This is a genomic window from Ochrobactrum sp. MYb379 (assembly GCF_037479515.1).
GTDB lineage: Bacteria > Pseudomonadota > Alphaproteobacteria > Rhizobiales > Rhizobiaceae > Brucella.
Genome location: NZ_JBBGYW010000003.1, coordinates 561,136 through 578,553, shown reverse-complemented (window position 1 = coordinate 578,553; position 17,418 = coordinate 561,136). Strand labels below are relative to the sequence as shown.

The following is a 17,418-nucleotide window of genomic DNA, read 5'->3' as shown; positions in this document are numbered from 1 at the left end:
GAGCGCGAAAGCGCTCCCAGCAGCGTCTTATTTTGGATTAAAGGCTCAATAATGCTGAAGTGCTACACTCTGATTGTCCGTTTTATTTCCATCGCTCTATTGCTGGTATCTCCTGTTAAATTTGCGCATAGCGAAAATGCAACGGCCACTGTGAGGGTGTCGCATGCGCTTGGAACTTCCGATATTTCACCATCGCCAAAACGTGTCATAACGCTCGGATGGAGTGGTGAAGACGTCGTACTCGCTCTGGGAACGGTTCCCATTGCAATGACCCGCTATGGTTCATTTCCCAGCGGAATGTTTCCATGGGATGAAGCTAAGCTGACTGGCGAAAGACCTCTTTTGCTTAGTGGCGATCTTAACTATGAGGCGATAGCAGCCTTAAAGCCTGATCTTATTGTGGGTATATATTCTGGCATAGACGCAGTGGCTTACAAACGGCTTTCGACAATTGCCCCAACAGTCGTCTATCGTTCTGGGCCGTGGCAAGCAGATTGGCGGGAGCAAACAGAAATCATTGGCGAGGCATTGGGGAAGCCTAAGGAAGCCCAAGCTTTAATCGCCGAAACAGACGTTCTGCTGGAAAGGTTTGGCAAAAATCATCCGGAACTTCAGGGTAAGACGTTTACGTTTGGCTCATATATGCCGGGCAGTTCCGGTATCATTGTTTATCTGCCTTCTGATCCACGTGTACAGGCACTGACAAAAATGGGGCTGAAGATATCTTCAGGCGTAGAGGCACTCGCCACTTCAGACCCTGATGAGACGTCGACTTCTGTTAGTCTTGAAAACGTCGGAAGTATTGATGCTGATATTCTGATCATGTGGTACGGGGAGGGTGCAAGGGATGCTGCTGAAACGCAACCTTTGTTCGCTGCACTCAACGCCGTGAAGCGGGGCTCTTATGTGGCGCTCGATGATCCTGTCTCGGTTTGGTCCACATCGGCTTTAAGTGTTCTCTCCATCCCCTATGGTTTCCCGAAGTTTGTCCCGCGTCTGGCCGAGGCTGCACGAAAAGCGGAACGGCAGTGATGCTGGGTGGGAAAAAGAGTTTCTTGATCTTGCCAACAATGTCTTGGGGGTGTTGAAAGAGGTTTGGTCTCAGCACATCGTGCCATTTGATTATAAAAATAAATATAATGCCGTTATTCATATCGACGGCCTATGCCAATCAATCGGGACTACGACATAGAGCACGGCTACTAATGAAGTATCCTGGTATGTTGAGTATAATTGTTTTTGTTTCTCAACAGAGCGATGTAAAATCTAAATAGGGATATATCACTTTGACCAATCAGCGGAAAATACAACGAACGCTTTCTTTAGAAGCTGATTTTCAGCCTTCAATTTCTCGATATTTGACCGCAGTTTTCTCAGTTCCACTTCCAGTTCGGCCTGCGTCATTGGTGTGTGATCGTCAGCTTTGGATTCATCAGCACCACTATCAAGCTCATTAATCGTTTCGCTGTCTTCTGGATTGGTATCCTGCTTCTTCACCCAAAGCCTTAAAGATTGCTCGCCGATATTAAACTGTTCGGCAATTTCTCTATAGATTGTGCGGTCACGCGGGTTTACAAGACGACGCTCATTAACGGCTTCGATTGCTTTGGTCCGAATATCTTCCGGATATCGTTTGGCTGAGAACAACCTGCGTTCCTTGATGTTTGCAATTCAGAGCTAAATCCGACTTTCAAGGTAGAAAATTCACCTGCAGCTGTCTATTGGCGCATGACATTGCGCCAGTTTAAGCATGAGACAATTTCCTTACCTTGATCGACAGGAAAATATAGTTAGAATTATTAATATCAAATTCCAATCAGGTAAAGTGCTGCACGTCGCGTCGCACCCCTATAATCCGAAAGTGTCTACTCTTTATGACCCAATTCAGCCCACTTGTTTCTACGGATTGGCTTGAAATGCACGCAGAGGATAATTCGGTGGTTGTTCTCGAATCGAGTGTATTCCTTGAACTGTCGGAGACATCTGAACGCCCTGAGTTCCGCAGCGGTTTGGATGCGTTCGAAGGGGAAGGGCGCATTCCGAAAGCGCGCTTTGCAGATATGTTTTCAGAGTTTTCAGATCCGAGTTCGGCCTTGCCGTTCACCCGGCCTAGCAAGACGCACTTCAATGCGGCTGCTGGAAGATTAGGAATAACATCTGACAGCCACGTAATTATCTATGATCGATTGGTCGGCCAGTGGGCCTCACGTTTATGGTGGCTATTCCGTAGTTTCGGCCATTCAAAGGTCAGTGTTTTGGATGGTGGCTTGAAAAAATACCTTCGTGAAGGTCGTAAACTAGAAGAAGGGCGCCCCTACCCATACCCCTTGGCTCAATATAGCGCGTCTTCTGATGGAAACTTTGTTGTTTCAAAGCAAGATGTTGTTCGAGCGACGGATTCCAGTTCTAAGGCGGATATCGTTTGCTTCTTGCCCGAAGATGATTTTGCTGGAAGGATTAACGTTCGGGAACGATTAGGCCATATTCCGGGCAGCTCGAATTTGCCATTCAAGAAGCTCCTTGATCCTGCAACCAATGGCTTGCAGCCGACTGAAAATCTCAGGCAGCTTTTTTCTGAAGTTATTTCGCTGGATGGGCGTCAGGTGATAACCTATTGCGGTGGCGGTGTTGCATCAACGCTCGGTGCACTTGCTCTGGCTGTGCTGGATTATTCTAACACTGCCGAATATGATGGTTCTTTGGCTGAGTGGGTTTTAGATACGACCTTGCCTATGGAAACGGGACTTGCGCCCACGTAACCTCGTTACTATGCTATTTAAAAGGTCGATTTCCCGGGCCAAATTGGGACCGGGTTATTTTTGCTATGCTGTCAAAAGCGATGTGTCTTTGTCACCGGACAGATAATCTAAAATTAGCGCATTTTTTATAAAACAATTTCTTTTATAATTATAATTATAATTACATAAAAATATGGATAGCTGCCAAGTGGCTGGCAGCGGGAGTTTGGCTCCGCCATAGTATAGAGAAATGCAGTGCCTGTCTTAAGCGACCGATCCCCAGATGAATTAGCGAGCTACCGACCGCACATTGTTACGGCGGTGGGCTTCGCCAGCACGTTCGAATTGCTGTTCAACTCTGAGACTGGTTCTGTGGACCATATCCATGGTTGAACTTGCATTTCAAAAACGTCCCAAACAGATCATAGCGATTGACATTAAAGGCTTGGCGAAGACCTTTGCATCAAAAGGTAGAGGAAACGTCCGTGCTTTGGCTCCGGTTGGTCTACAGATCGAAGCAGGGTCTTTTGTCGCAATTGTCGGGCGTTCCGGTTGCGGAAAATCGACTCTACTGCGTTTGATTGCGGGTCTCGAAAAGCCGACTGCGGGAAATCTGTCTGTTAAGGGAACGGATGGTGCAGAGCGTGGCGTGCGCTATGTCTTTCAAAACTATATCGAATCTCTTTTCCCATGGTTAAGTGTTGGCCAAAATATCGGATTTGGCCTTAGACATGCAAGCAATCGCAAAGACTTGGCTTCGGTTTCTGGTTCAAAGCGTCAGGAGTTGATCGAAGGCCATTTAGCTGAGGTTGGTCTTGCTGGAAAATCGTCCTTTTATCCATTCGAGTTGTCGGGTGGCATGCAACAGCGGCTTGCAATTGCGCGTGCAATCGCATCGCGACCGGAAATTCTTTTGCTTGATGAACCATTCAGTGCCATCGATGCGTTGAGCAGAGCTAATATGCAGGACCTACTTCTGCGTATCTGGAAGCAGCATAATCTAACGATTGTCTTTGTGACCCACGACATTGATGAGGCTCTGTATCTCGCAGACCGTGTCATAGTCATGAAAGAGCATGGCGCAGGAATTGATCAGGATATTACCGTTCCGATTGCGCGTCCGCGCGACCAGGTCGCGAGCCGCGAAGATGCTGGCTTCCTGAAGCTGCGCCGAGAGGTTCTCTATCGCCTGTTGGGAGAGGCTTCATGAGCACCAAGGCCACAAGTGCGCAAATCATCTCTATGGTTCAACATTATCAAGCCCCTCGTTCGGAGGCAGAACTAATCAGTGAGACAGGTGTGACCGTTAATGATGAGAGAGTGTCTAAAGACAGTTTTCTTTCGCGCTTCGTTTCCAGTCGAGCACTTGGTTGGACGGTCTTATGCGTATTGTTAGCTCTGTGGCAGGTATCAGCGTGGATACAGTATAATCCAACGGTGTCTTCACCAATCCAAATTGGACAGACGCTTGGCCAAGAACTTGCTGGCGGTGCGTTGCTCTGGGCTTTGCTGGATACGCTGCGACTTCTCGTAATCGGCTTCGCGATTGCCGCACCTTTTGGCATTGCACTTGGCTTTCTGATGGGTCGGGTACGCTTTTTCTGGGCGCTTCTTGAGCCTGTGGTGGAAATTGCCCGAGCCAAGCCGACAACTGCCATCATTCCAGTCCTGATCCTGTTTTTTGGCATCGGCGACACAATGAAAATTCTCGTGTTCCTGCTTTCAGCGATTTTTCCGTTGCTGATGACATCCTATGCAGGGGCGCAGAGCCTATCTAAAACGCTGCGAGAAACGGCGCAGACGTTCAAGTTAAGCTGGCTACAGACCCAAATCGAGGTCGCTCTGCCAGCAGCGCTTCCTTACATTCTTGTTGGTATGCGGCAGGCGCTAGGCACATCCTTGATGATGTCTGTGGTTGTTGGCATGGTCGCAGGCAATGACGGAATCGGCTTTTATATTCTCGAAGCCCAGCAATCCTTTAATATTCGAAAACTTCTCGCCGCGACCGTTCTCGTGGCAGCAGTCGGCTATTTGATCAATTCGCTCTTTCTGGTGCTCGAAAAGCGCTTCACGAGAGCGGGGCATACGCCGAACTGATCAATCTTCAGGAGAATTCCATGCCAGAAATCGGCGTTTTCAGCTTTGGCGATACCTATCCCAACCCGGTCACGGGTGAACGACAGACTGCTTATGATAATCTCAAAGATCTGCTTGAGCGTATTGAGCTTGCAGACCGTCTTGGCCTCGATTTTTTTGGGGTAGGCGAACACCATCGCCCGGATTTTTCGGTCGCTGCTTGTTCAACGGTACTTGCGGCTGCTGCGGCGCGTACCAAAACCATCCGTCTTGGTACTGCAACGATTGTTCTTTCAACGGATGATCCAGTCCGCCTTTACCAGCAATTTGCAACGCTGGACCTCTTATCGCATGGCCGTGCAGAACTCGGTCTTGGTGGCGGTGTATTTCTGGAATCGTTCGATCTGTTTGGCGTCGACTATGCGGATCGCAGTGCTTATTTTGATGAAAAACTCAACCTCATCGCCAATATTGACGCCCATGAGAATGTCACTTTCAAAGGTGTAAGCCGTCCCGCATTGGATAACTTGCTGGTCTGGCCGCGCCCATTGAGTGGTCATCTTGATCTGTGGCAGACGACTGGACTTTCGGAAGAGTCGTTTCTGCGCGCCGCAAAGCTCGGCTTTTCAGTGCAGACGGGCTCTAGAGGTCCCGATTTTGAGCGGCTTACAGAGCTTGTCACCCTCTATCGAAAGGCTGCATCAGAACTGGGACATCCGGCCAATCGCAGTCGTGTGGCACTGAGCGCGCATGGCTATATTGGCGATGACAATCAAAAAGCCATCGACAGCTTTTTCATTCATTATCAGACTTATGTTGCCAATATGCGCCTCAATCGCGGTAAACCAGTACCAACGCGCGAGCAGTATGAAGAAGCAGTTGAAGACCTGAACTCCAATATCATTGTCGGCGATGCAAAGCATGTTCTTGCCAAGCTGAAGCACCAGCATGCCCGTATTGGCCATGATCGCCATATTTTCCAGCTCGACTGGCGGGCAGTTCCGCATGCCGATCAGCTGCGTGCGATTGAAATCCTGGGGTCAGATATAGCGCCCGAATTTAAAAAACTGGACGCCGCAAGCAGCTCGCAAGCCGCTTGACCGGTAAAATCAGATATCGTTTTGTGAAAGTATCTCAAATGGTTGCAATATCCCGACGTCTGCTTTTGTCACTCGCAATCGCGACGGCTTTATCTCCGTCAGCATTTGCTCAAGAGCCAACTTTGGTACGGGTCGCGTTGACACCCGGTACTTACAACATCGCAATTGCGGAACAGGAGGGGTTTTTCGCGCGCCACGGCATCCGAACGGAGCTGGTACAGCTTGCAACCGGAACTGAATCCATTGCGGCGGTTAAAGGTGGCAGCGCCGATATTGCTTATGCTGATACTTTTGCTGGCGTAAATGCCATTCACAATGGCTTTGGTCTCAAGCTAGTCGCAGGCGCCAATCACACCAGCCAGGCAGTCAATTATCTCGTCAAACAAGACAGTGACATCAAGACGCCGGAAGACTTGAAAGCGCGCAAACTTGGTATTGGAGGGGTGCCTTTCTTCCGGGTGTTCGCTAACAAATATCTGGAAAGCAATGGTGTGCAGCCTGCAGATGTGAACTTTACCATCATCAAGCAAAGTTCTGCATTGCCCGAAGCACTGCAGAATGGCGCTGTGGACGCCATTCAATCACTTGGATTCATCGTTGCTTACAACAATGATGGCACTGGTGACGGCTATAATTTCCGTACTATTGGTGATCCGAGCACGGCGAAATACCAGAACCCTAATGCGGTTCAGGCTGGGTGGTGGACCTCCGCTGAATGGGCTGACAGCAATGCAGATACGGCACAGAAGTTTAGTGATGCGTATCGGGAATTTGCAAGCTGGTATGACAAACTTGATCTCGATAAACGCGTTGAGCTTGCTGCACGTTTTGACAAGCTTGATTTCGCAAAAGTAGCGAATGGCGACCCGGAAAAGCTCAAAAATCTGGCGTTTCTGACGACAGCTCGTTACGTTGAAGGCCCGGTTGATGTGAATGCAACTCAAGAGTGGATTGCATCGGGTGTGAAAGCCGCGCCTGAGCAAGTGCTAGAGAATGTTTCTATAGCCGACTATCTGCTGCCATCAGCCCAATAATCAAGCATGATAACAAGTCTCTTTCCACATGACTTCGTGGGAAGAGCAGGCCGTTGTTGGTCTGAGAGGAATATTATGACACAAAGCAAACGCCGGTTGCGGCTCGGCTATTCTATCTGGCCTACAGGTCATCATAGGACTGCATGGCGTCTTCCTGAAGCAAGCAACACTGGCACCGTTGATCCCGACTTCATGGCCGATACAATACGCACCGCAGAACGGGGATTGTTTGACTATTATTTCATTGGCAATGCTGTAAAAAGCGACCCGGATGCGGCGCGCTCTAATGGCAATGAAGTGTTCAAAATCGAGGGTTATGCCCTTGGTGGTTATGCAGCCGCTATCACCAGCCGTATCGGTATCGTGGTAACTATCAATATTACCTATTCTGACCCTTACAATACAGCGCGAGCTATTGTTTCGCTCGATCATTTAAGTCGCGGGCGTGCCGGACTGAATGTGGTTACAGGTGCTGCTGGCACCGATGCTGCGTTAAATTTTTCCCGGGCAGCGCATCCAAAAGCGGAAGAAAAATACCAGCAGGCCGACGAGTTTCTTGATGTTTTCAATAAGCTCATAACCAGTTGGGATGAAGACTGGCTTGTTGATGATCGCGATAATGGTGCTTTCCTTGATCCCAAAAAAGGTCGCCGGATTGATCACTCAGGCCATTTTTTCTCAGTGCGTGGGCCACTGAATGTTCCGCCTCCAATACAGGGCCGTATTCCGATCATTCATGCAGGCACCAGTGAGCAGTCATTTGAGCTTGGTGCGAAATATGCCGATATTCGTTTCAGCCCCTATCGTGGGCGCGACTGGAACAAGGCCTATTATAAAGACATAAAGAGCCGTTTGCCGAAATATGGGCGCAGTGAAGATGACCAGTTCATTCTGCCGGGCTTCACATTTTTCGTTGATGAAACAACGCGATCTGCACGTGACACCTATCGCATGGTGCAGAATTTTACGCTGGAAGAATATGCTCCCAAAGTCGTTTCCGGGTTTCTTGGGATAGAACTCGTTTCAGCAGACAAGCATGAAAAAGTGCTCAACATTGTCGATATAGAAAAGCTACGAAAAGAAGCGGCAGCACAGCCAGTACAGCTCAACGGGCAGCCGGGTCAGGCAGCCAACAAGCTTTGGGCGCTCGAAATGGCGCTTGAAAGCTTTGGCGACGTTGAAGCTGTAACGTTCAACGATCTTTATCATTACATCGTCAATTTTCCCGGAAATCAGGCGCCCGTCGTGGGTAGTGCGCGCGAAGTTGCGGACTGGATTGAAGAGCGGTTCGAAGATCGGGAATTTGACGGCGTTAAGGTGTTTCCACCTTATTCGCCACAGCCTCTGGCAGCGTTTGTTGATCTGGTTGTGCCAGAGTTGCAGAGGCGCGGCATCTATCGAACTGAATACGAGACAACAACGCTGACTGGCCATCTGGGCCTTGACGGTCGGAATAAAAATTGAGGGCGGGACATGACAGACAATAAGACCTCATCGATTATCGCAGCAGAAGAAGCAATCGCTCTTGTTAGAAAGGGCGAAGCTGTTGTTTTTCTCGATGTTCGTTTTGCACCGGGAAAAGCTGATCTTAAGCGCGGCTATGAAGAGGCTCATATTGCGGGCGCTCATTTTGTTGACCTTCCAACACAGCTGCAGGGGAAGGGGGGCGGGATCGCCGGCGCGCGACCACTGCCCAGCGTCGAGCAGCTTCAATCAGATATCACAGGGTGGGGTATCAGTTCCTATAGTAAAGTGATTGTCTATAGCAATGATACGCCAGCGGCAGCTGCGCGCGCATGGTTTGTACTCCGCTGGGCAGGTGTTGCGAACGTAAGCTTTCTTGATGGTGGCCTAACCGCATGGCAACAGGCTGGCGGCGATGTGAATGCCGATCTACCCAAGATCGGTGGTGGTGATTTTATCATCAACACGACAGGGCATTTGCCCACTGCAACTGCCGATGAAGTCGCGGAGCTCATCTCAGGTCAAGAAACTGTACTGGATGCGCGCCCTGCATCTGCATATGCAGGCGATGGTTCGGATAGGAACGGGCATATTCCAGGTGCTATTAGCCTGCCATCAAAGGCGTTGTTGGCTCTCGACGGGAAGCTGTTATCAGCCGCAGAAATCACAACTCTCCTTGAGGAGAAGGGGGTAAGGCCCGGTGATACAGTTGGTGTTTATTGTGGTGGTGGCGTGGCCGCTGCACTTGAAACATTGGTCCTGCGAGAAAATGGCGTTGATGCTCGGTTGTTTGTGGGGTCGTTCTCCGCCTGGTCTGCGGACCCTTCAAGACTCACAGAGAAATTGGCCTGACGTCATTAACAGCTGACACTAGACTTTGCCGACCGTGCCTTCGCAGGGTCGGTTTTTGCTTAACCGGATGTGCAAACATATTGTCTGATCGGAATATAGAATTATGAACAAGCCGATTGGTTTGAAAAGTCTGGACGGTGCCAGCGTTACAGTGCCGCGCAAACCAGACTGGCGGCGACAAGCAGCGATATTTGTTATCGGCGCCGTGCTTGCCGCTATCGCCTGTTACATCATACGTGGTGAGCAAGCCGTCGCTGATGGGGTGCACGAAGCTGGGAACCAACTTGGGGGCGTGGTTCTGCAACTTTTTTGCGGTATCGTGGTGGCTTCAGCAATCAGTGTTCTTGTTCCGCGTGATAAGGTGCGTGGCTGGCTTGGCTCTGAATCCAGGGCGAGAGGCTTAGTCATTGCCAGTGCTTTGGGTGCAATTATGCCCGGTGGTCCTTTTGCTTCCTTCCCTCTGGTATTGGCATTGGCCAAGGCAGGAGCTGATATTGGCGCGCTGATTGCGTTCTTAACAGCATGGGCTGCTCTCAGCCTGAGTCGTCTGCTGATCTGGGAAATTCCGCTGCTTGGCTTTGACTTCGGTATGCTGCGATTGGTCGCCAGTCTGCCACTACCATTGCTTGCGGGGTTTCTTGCGCGCTTTGCGGCTAGCAGAATTTTGAAGGGGCAATGGTGACTTGCATGGATAACAGTGAAATTTTCATGCTCGCTTTAGCCGTTGGTCTGGTCGCCTTTATATGGTGTAAACATCCCGACCGTATCAGTGTTCTGTTCCAGCAAATAAGAGATCAATCAAAGTCAATAACTGTTAGTGTTCCGGCAGGCTTTATCATAGCTGCATTTCTCAGTCGTCTTTTGCCTGCTGATCTAATCGGCTCTTTCGTAGGACGCGAAAGTGGCTTTACCGGCATTCTATTTGCCAGTGTCTTGGGTGCTTTTGTGCCGGGTGGTCCGATGATCTCTTTTCCTATCGCGCTGACGATCTGGAATATAGGGGCAGGTGAGGCGCAGATGGTAGCATTTCTGACGGGGTGGTCTGTGTTCGCGGTGCATCGGATTATTTCTTATGAACTACCTCTTCTGGGTATTCGCTTTTTATGCATCCGCACTTTTTCTTCCCTACTATTACCACCGCTGAGTGGTGCTATTGCTTTGTTGATTGCAGGATAAGCTTTCAACATAGACGCAATAATTAAGCAGCCCGAATTGATTTCGGGCTGCTTTAAACAATCAGAAAGTGCGCTGCAATGAAACGCGGCCATGTAGAGCGTGTTTACCATCAAGGCTGCTATTGGAGTCGTTCCATTTAACATAGGCGATTTCTGGAGTTACTCGCAGCCCCTGTGTCAATTGATATGGGACTGTTCCTACAATGGCCAGATTGTCAGTTCCATCATATGAGACCTGCAAGTTCAAAGTCTGCTTCCTTGAAGCCTTATATTCTAAACCGCCCCAAAAAGCCCAATCTCCGCCCCATGTTCCGTAAAAGGCATCAATTTTTCTATAAGCTTCACCATTGGCTATCGCATAACGGTCGTGGTTCGATTTGTAGGCACCCTGCAACCAGATTGAGAACTGATCTGTAATTTTGAGATCGCCGCGAATTTTACCAGCCCAGGTTTCGTTGCGGGAGTCGTAGGCTGCAACGCCTGCAATACTACCCGAGTCACCTTTCCATTTTACGCCGCCTACAATGTGCGGAACGTAGTTATCAATGGTAACATCTGTGTTGGCTTCGGAGTTTCCGCCCTGTTCAAGCGAGAAAATTGCGGAGAACTGCTTGTTTGGCTCAAAGGTATAACTGATGAGATTGGTTCGATATCCACCAGCGAGAATGATATCGTCACTTAGGACATTCCCAAGATAGCCTGTGAAGGTAAGGAACGCAGATTCATCAAGACCAACTCGCAATCCACCTAGTTGAATATACGCGAAGCGAAATGTTGTTGTGTCATTCGCATTGAACCACTGATAGCGGATCTCGGTATGGGTTTTCAGATCGCCGAGATCTGTATGACTTGCCGTTGTAAAGCGAAATTGGAAACGTGTCTGACTGCGCCATGTGTCGGCTTTAACTGCGCTGGCGCGCGTCGCGTAAACATTGTCGCCACCAGTTGTCGCATTACGAATGTAGCCATGGATACGGACGCAGGTCTCGGTCCCCGGAATATAGAAATAGCCGGCACCATAAGCATCGCAAATCTTGACATATTCGGCAGGCTCCGCGTCAGGCCCCGGCTGAATTTCAGCGGCATAGGCCCCCCAAATGCCAAACTGAGAAAGGATCGTGGTAAGTGTGAGTGACTTCAGATTCATATAATTCTCCATCAAATTATATGAAATTTCTAATTATAATTATAATTTTTATGAAGGTAATTTGTCACAATAAACATATGGAATAGGGTTTTAATGACTGTTAGTGGGTCCAAAAACTGAAATTTGTATAATCGCGTGAATTATAATTATTATTTTAATATCGAGCGGGTTGCGACCAAGTCGAAATATGCCCGCCCGGCCAAACGCCATCTTATATTTCCAGATCGATCAACGTTTTAAGATCTCAAGGCTTCTGCCGCACTCATGCGCAGAGTCATTAACGCCGGAACCAGTGAAACCACCGCCGCAACCGCGATAAAGCCAATAGCAAGCCAGACATCGCTCATCGCAAACTCCACTGGCATCCTGACTGCTGTTGTTGCGGTGAGCCATGATGTGATGGCCCGCGCTGCCGCATAGCCAATTGCCAGCCCAAGAAAAATTCCGAGCAGCAGCAGGAAAAACAACTCGCCCCAGACAATCGCCATAATAGAGCGAACCGGCGCACCAAGCGCCCGCAGCGCACCGATCTGACGTTTTCTCGCGCCTATATGCATGACCGCAACCAACAACAAGGCGAAAACTACAATCACCTGCGTACCGATGGCGATACCAAGCAGCAGGCTGCGGGCATCTCCCAATGTGGAATAGAGCCTTGTGAGAACCTCTGCCGGGAAGATCGCTAATGTGCGATCAGAACGATATTCCTGGCGCAGCCGATAGGCATCCGCAATGGTCTTTGGCTTGACTAGAATAGCCGGAACACCGGGACTATCGGCATCGAAAGCCTCATCAAGCGGTGCATTGACGTCGATCTCGTGATCATGGTCATGCGGCTTTTCGTTGACCAGAACACCAAATCCGTTACCCGGCTTTTCAGCATGGTCGTCATGCTCGTGCTCTTCATGAGCTTCTATGCCATGCAGTTGCCAGACAGTGCGAATGGGAACCAGAATGGACCGATCCCATGCGGTGCCGGTCGGAGCCATTTTGCCAGCTACCTGATAGCTAACCTCGGTATGTGCATGTCCGCCGGTTTCAACCGTACCATGCATTGGATTGACTTTAGCCCCGACAGGTAGGTCGACTGCCGAACCGATAATTGCCTGGCCCAGACGTGCGAACATCGTGCCTTCGGCGAGCTGTGGTGACAGGGCGAAAATAAGCTCGGTTGTCGTGCCGACAATGGGAAAGCCCATCGCGCTGTCACCAAAGCCTATGGGTGCTGCGAAGGCCACGCGCTTATCATTAGCAAGTTTGCCCAGCATTGCGCCCGACATAAGCGGCAGAGGCGACGGCTGCAAAAAGACCGACGAAAGTGTGAGCTGCGTGTCACTTCCTGCAGCACCGATCACAAGGTCAAACTTGTCAGAAGCCCGCGCCGTGCCAAGCCGCACAGCGCGTTCCTGCAAGGTTACGACCGAACTTAATGCAACCGACAAAGCCAGCAGAACGATGATGGCGACGGCACCACTCCAGAAGCGGCGCAGATCGGCAAGAATGAATGCGATCATGACAATTCCATCTCCGCGCTGTCGCTTGCAATCTTTCCGCCTTCAAGGCGAATACGGCGCTGCAAATATTGCATCAGCTGCGGATCATGCGTGACGACCACCAATGTCGCCTTTTCTTCGGTCGCAAGCCGCACCAGAAGCTCGGCAACATCGGCACCGGTTTTCTGATCAAGACTCGCAGTCGGTTCATCGGCCACAATCACGCCGGGCTTAGAAAGAAGCGCACGCGCGATAGCCACGCGCTGCATCTCACCACGCGACAGCGTTTCGATATGTTGATCGGGACGGGTTATTCCAACTGTCTGAAGCAATTGAAGAGCGCGTGCGCGATGATCTGCACTCACCCTGCCACTGAGCTTAACCGGTAATAGCACATTGGCCAGTGCGGAAAGGCCGGGAAATAGGTGAAAATCCTGCATCACCAGACCGATGTTGCGCGCACGAAACGCATCGCGCCTGAAAGACGACAGGCTGCTGATTTCCGTTTCGCCCCACACGACTTTGCCGGCTTTAACAGGTTCGAGACCCGTTATGGCGTTGACCAGCGTGCTTTTCCCCGAGCCAGAGGCACCGGTAATTGCCAGATGGTCACCAGCAATCAGATCAAACTTTTCAATGGAAAGCACAGGGAGAGCCAACCCCGGAAAACGTACTTCCAGATTGGCAATATCGAGCGATAGGCCCGATGGCTTGGCAAGCATCATCATCAGACCGTTTTGAAAGAGGCATCACGCAGACGAAGCTGACTGACGAAGCCCGTTTCAGGGTCTGTCCATGAACCATATTCAAGCGTGCCGCGCGTCAGAATTGGCGCGTTGAACTGCACAAATGTCTGTTTGGATGCCAGATAAACAACCATGATATTATCGGGCCAGTCGGAATCCGACGAGCAGAATGGACAGATCGACATGGGAATTTCGGTCAGGACGAAGAAATTGGCTTCAGCCTTGAGCGGTGGTGCCATGAACCCGCTGATCGCCACTTGCCTGCCCGAAGCACTTTTGACCTGATCGGAAAACTCCAGACCCAGAACGCCAAAACTTTTATACAGATTATCAAAGCCAAGCTGCTCTGCGGCTTGTGCTCTGTTTGCAATGCACATCAAAGGCGCAGTTGCCAATGCACCAAGCATGAGTTGCCTGCGATTGAAATGCGATCCTGTGCGCATCGTGTACTCCTGAAGACAAGATGGGCAAGCGGGAAGCCCGCCTGCCCTTATTCAAACGAAGATTACTCAGACTTTGCTTTGCCGAGCGCGAAAGTGTCAGCCAGTACGCGGTAAACGTCGCTCTGTTCCATGTAGCCGCGAAGACCTTCAGAACCCGGGCCTGTTGCCTGTAGAACAACGTCATCGACAGCATGCACGCCGGTATCGTCTTCCTTAGGGATATTGCCCTGCACGAAAACGGCACCGGGAACGTCCTTGTATGCTTCGTTGGCTACGTATTCACCCTTCTCGTTCTTAACGGCAGGCACGAAAGCACCATCCATCTTCGGGCGGAAGGTTTCGTAATGATCAGGGCCGTTATTGGCGGCGAGGAACAAACGACGCGATACGTCGATGCGGTCTGGATAGCCATCACCATTGCTATCTACGTAGTTCGGGAAGCCCGCATTGTCGTAGGTGCCGACCTTCTCGCGCATTTCAGTGCCCGGCTTGTCATCATCAACCGTACCGATGATAGCAACGCCATGGGTATGATCGCCAGTTACGATGATCAATGTGTCCGGGTTCTTCTCAGCAAATTCGCGTGCAACACCAACGGCCTTGTCGAATTCGATGGTTTCAACCAGCGCGCGATCCCAATCAAGCGGATGGCTCATCTTGTCAACCGATGCGCCTTCAACCATCAGGAAGAAGCCTTCCGGATTTTTCGAAAGCTTATCCAAAGCTGTTTTAGTCATTTCGACCAGACCCGGCTGGTTCGGGAACTTGTCAACCGTGCCCTTTTTCAGAAATTCACGATCAAGCGTCACATCCATATTACCGGTATGGAAGAGGCCGAGCAGCTTGTCCTGATTGGATTCACCTGATGCAGCCAGCTCATCCTTGCTTGTGACCAGTGCGTAACCAGCATCCTTGAACAACTGGATATAATCCTTGTCGTCCTTGCGCTTCGAACCCGGTACGTCTTTAGCGAGGAAGTAAGCTGAACCACCGCCAAGAACGACGTCTGGTTTAACATTATACATCATGCCGACGATATCAGCCTTGTCAGCACGCTTGCGCGTATGGGCGACCAGCGCTGCCGGTGTCGCATCCTGAAGTTCTGAGGTCGAAACAATGCCGATGGACTTCTTGGTTTCGCGACGCATTGCTTCTGCAATGGTTTCGACCTTCGGGTCGTCCTGGCTGTCAGGTGTACGATCGGCATAAACGCCAAGTGCATTCACGCGTGACTTATGGCCCGTCATGTAAGCTGACATGGTGTTGGCGCTGTCGGTTGCAATCGAATGGGTTGAAGACGTACCAATGAAAGCAACAGGTGGAACGTCATCCATATTGAGGCGGCCATTGGCCTTACCTTCGCTCATGCCCTTCGACATGATGCGCGCGCCGGTACGGTGAGCAACCGAAAGACCATCTGCAATCAGGAAGATGATGTTTTTCGCTTTGGCTTCATTGCCGGTCGAATACACATCCCAGTTGACGGACTTTGTTTCATTGCCAGCGGAAACTTCAACCTTATAATCGCCAGCCTTGCCGATTTTCAGGTCGCGCAGGATGAGGGCCGAACCCAGAACCTTGTCTTCAGCGCCTTTTTCTTCAGCGGTAAATTCAGCCTTGCTGCCAAATACAGCTTCATAGTCCTGGCCGTTGACGGTAACTTTCACGTCCTCTGGCTTAACGACCTTATCGAACTCGACCTTAAAGTCGAATGGCGAATTGACAAGGATTGTCGCCCGGTCAATCGGATATACGGTTGCGGCACCAGCCGCAGTCGTCAACATGGTTGCCGATGTGAGAGCAAGAAGCAATTTGCGCATATCAGAAAATCCCCACTGTGTAATGCGTGTGGGGAGGCTGATAAGAAAACTAGATGACAGTGGTATAACAGTCTGCAGATTTTTTGGTGAAAGATGATTTGCCAGCTACGGAATCTTGCAAATATTCCCCTTATTTCATGTGTCTGTAAAAAAGCCGAGTTAGCCTATGCGGATCAATCAGACAGGTGACATATGATAAGCAAAACGCTCTCGATCATTCCATTGACCATAATTCTGCTCAGCACAACCTTGCCTGTCTTTGCGCAAGAAAAAGTGCCCGCTTTGGTCGGCGAGCTTGTTCTGCCTACCGGCCTGAAACTCAATGGCGTTGAGTTTGGCGGCATTTCCGGCCTTGATTATGATCCGGCCCAAAATGTCTATTATGCGATTTCCGATGACCGTTCAGAGAAGGCACCTGCCCGTTTCTACAAGCTTAAACTTGATATCGACGCATCCGGCATTCACGGACTGGATATTCTGGAAACGAATACCCTGCTTGATACCGAGGGAAAGCCTTTTGCAATCAAGGATGTCGATGCGGAAAGCATTCGCTTCAACCCTGAAAGCCAGACGCTTTACTGGTCCAGCGAAGGCGACCGCAAAGGCAAGCCTTCTGTTCGTGAAATGAAGCTCGATGGAAGCTTTGTTCGTGAGTTCAAACTGCCGGAAGCCTATTTGCCAGATGAAAGCAAGTCACGTGGCACCCGAAATAACCTAGCTTTTGAAAGCCTTGCCATCACTGCTGACGGCAAGACGCTGCTTGCAGGCACTGAAAATGCGCTGGCCCAGGATGGTGAGATTGCCACAATTGATAAAGGCAGCAAGTCGCGCATCATTTCCTTCAATATCGCATCGGGCGAAGCGACCGCCGAGCATGTCTATGAAACCGATGCCATTTTTGCGAAGGCAACGCTGCCGCCTTTCTGGAACGACAATGGATTAAGCGAGTTCATGACGGATGGGTCGAACCTTCTGACTGTCGAGCGGAGTTATGCTCATGGTGTCGGCAACCGCATCAGCATTTATCGCGCATCCTTCGATGGTGCGACTGATGTGAACGGCAAATTATCGCTTGAGGGGATTGCAGCCACACCCTTGAAGAAAGAACTCTTGCTGCGTCTTGATGAAGGTACGTTTGGCCTTGATATCGACAATATCGAATCCATCACATGGGGTCCGGAAATCGATGGTGCGAAAACGCTGGTGATCGCGTCCGACAATAATTTCAATACCGACCAGTTTACCCAGTTCATCTTGATCAAACTCCCATAGCAGCTGTCATCAAACCTTAATCGTGATGATAATCACCCGTCACAGGGCCCCTTTAAGG

General features: G+C 50.2%; 17 protein-coding genes. 11 read left to right on the top strand and 6 right to left on the bottom strand.

Annotation, left to right across the window (positions count from 1 at the left end):
* Nucleotides 1–51 precede the first annotated feature (51 nt).
* Nucleotides 52–1,032, top strand: coding sequence for an iron-siderophore ABC transporter substrate-binding protein (locus WH356_RS09920; RefSeq protein ID WP_339510303.1), 981 nt, complete (start codon nt 52–54; stop codon nt 1,030–1,032).
* Nucleotides 1,033–1,281: 249 nt separating this feature from the next.
* Here WH356_RS09920 and WH356_RS09915 read toward each other — a convergent pair whose 3' ends face one another.
* Nucleotides 1,282–1,647, bottom strand: a complete 366-nt coding sequence (locus WH356_RS09915) for a hypothetical protein (protein ID WP_339510301.1) — start codon at nt 1,645–1,647, stop codon at nt 1,282–1,284.
* Between the two features lie 227 nt (nt 1,648–1,874).
* Between WH356_RS09915 and WH356_RS09910 the strand changes: the two genes are divergently transcribed.
* The 9 genes from WH356_RS09910 (at nt 1,875) to WH356_RS09870 (ending at nt 10,440) form a co-directional block, all read left to right on the top strand.
* Complete coding sequence (locus WH356_RS09910; RefSeq protein ID WP_339510299.1) at nt 1,875–2,759, top strand: sulfurtransferase; 885 nt, start codon at nt 1,875–1,877, stop codon at nt 2,757–2,759.
* Between the two features lie 364 nt (nt 2,760–3,123).
* Nucleotides 3,124–3,948, top strand: coding sequence for an ABC transporter ATP-binding protein (locus WH356_RS09905; RefSeq protein ID WP_339510297.1), 825 nt, complete (start codon nt 3,124–3,126; stop codon nt 3,946–3,948).
* Entirely contained in the window at nt 3,945–4,835 is an 891-nt protein-coding gene (locus tag WH356_RS09900) for an ABC transporter permease (protein ID WP_339510295.1), read from the top strand. Before WH356_RS09905 ends, WH356_RS09900 begins: the two co-directional genes overlap by 4 nt.
* A gap of 20 nt (nt 4,836–4,855) precedes the next feature.
* Entirely contained in the window at nt 4,856–5,914 is a 1,059-nt protein-coding gene (locus WH356_RS09895) for an LLM class flavin-dependent oxidoreductase (protein ID WP_339510293.1), read from the top strand.
* 38 nt (nt 5,915–5,952) lie between these two features.
* Nucleotides 5,953–6,948: an ABC transporter substrate-binding protein gene (locus WH356_RS09890; protein WP_339510291.1), complete on the top strand. Its 996-nt coding sequence runs from the start codon at nt 5,953–5,955 to the stop codon at nt 6,946–6,948.
* A 75-nt stretch (nt 6,949–7,023) separates the two neighbouring features.
* Nucleotides 7,024–8,412, top strand: coding sequence for an NtaA/DmoA family FMN-dependent monooxygenase (locus tag WH356_RS09885; protein ID WP_339510289.1), 1,389 nt, complete (start codon nt 7,024–7,026; stop codon nt 8,410–8,412).
* A 9-nt stretch (nt 8,413–8,421) separates the two neighbouring features.
* Complete coding sequence (locus WH356_RS09880; protein WP_339510287.1) at nt 8,422–9,264, top strand: sulfurtransferase; 843 nt, start codon at nt 8,422–8,424, stop codon at nt 9,262–9,264.
* 103 nt (nt 9,265–9,367) lie between these two features.
* Nucleotides 9,368–9,946, top strand: coding sequence for a permease (locus WH356_RS09875; RefSeq protein ID WP_339510285.1), 579 nt, complete (start codon nt 9,368–9,370; stop codon nt 9,944–9,946).
* Between the two features lie 5 nt (nt 9,947–9,951).
* Entirely contained in the window at nt 9,952–10,440 is a 489-nt protein-coding gene (locus tag WH356_RS09870; RefSeq protein WP_339510283.1) for a hypothetical protein, read from the top strand.
* A 60-nt stretch (nt 10,441–10,500) separates the two neighbouring features.
* Here the strand turns inward: WH356_RS09870 and WH356_RS09865 are convergent, their stop codons facing one another.
* From WH356_RS09865 to WH356_RS09845, 5 genes are all read right to left on the bottom strand, one after another.
* Nucleotides 10,501–11,586, bottom strand: a complete 1,086-nt coding sequence (locus tag WH356_RS09865) for a porin (RefSeq protein WP_339510281.1) — start codon at nt 11,584–11,586, stop codon at nt 10,501–10,503.
* A 236-nt stretch (nt 11,587–11,822) separates the two neighbouring features.
* Nucleotides 11,823–13,100 (bottom strand): ABC transporter permease, encoded by a 1,278-nt coding sequence (locus tag WH356_RS09860; RefSeq protein ID WP_339510279.1) that lies wholly within the window; start codon nt 13,098–13,100, stop codon nt 11,823–11,825.
* Complete coding sequence (locus tag WH356_RS09855; RefSeq protein WP_339510277.1) at nt 13,097–13,807, bottom strand: ABC transporter ATP-binding protein; 711 nt, start codon at nt 13,805–13,807, stop codon at nt 13,097–13,099. The genes WH356_RS09860 and WH356_RS09855 overlap by 4 nt, the downstream gene beginning before the upstream one ends.
* Nucleotides 13,807–14,268 (bottom strand): hypothetical protein, encoded by a 462-nt coding sequence (locus WH356_RS09850; protein WP_339510276.1) that lies wholly within the window; start codon nt 14,266–14,268, stop codon nt 13,807–13,809. Before WH356_RS09850 ends, WH356_RS09855 begins: the two co-directional genes overlap by 1 nt.
* A 62-nt stretch (nt 14,269–14,330) precedes the next feature.
* The gene (locus tag WH356_RS09845; protein WP_339510274.1) at nt 14,331–16,088 is read right to left on the bottom strand and encodes an alkaline phosphatase; all 1,758 of its coding nucleotides are present in this window, start codon (nt 16,086–16,088) and stop codon (nt 14,331–14,333) included.
* A 192-nt stretch (nt 16,089–16,280) separates the two neighbouring features.
* Between WH356_RS09845 and WH356_RS09840 the strand changes: the two genes are divergently transcribed.
* Nucleotides 16,281–17,360 (top strand): esterase-like activity of phytase family protein, encoded by a 1,080-nt coding sequence (locus WH356_RS09840; RefSeq protein ID WP_339510272.1) that lies wholly within the window; start codon nt 16,281–16,283, stop codon nt 17,358–17,360.
* The last annotated feature ends 58 nt before the right edge of the window (nt 17,361–17,418 follow it).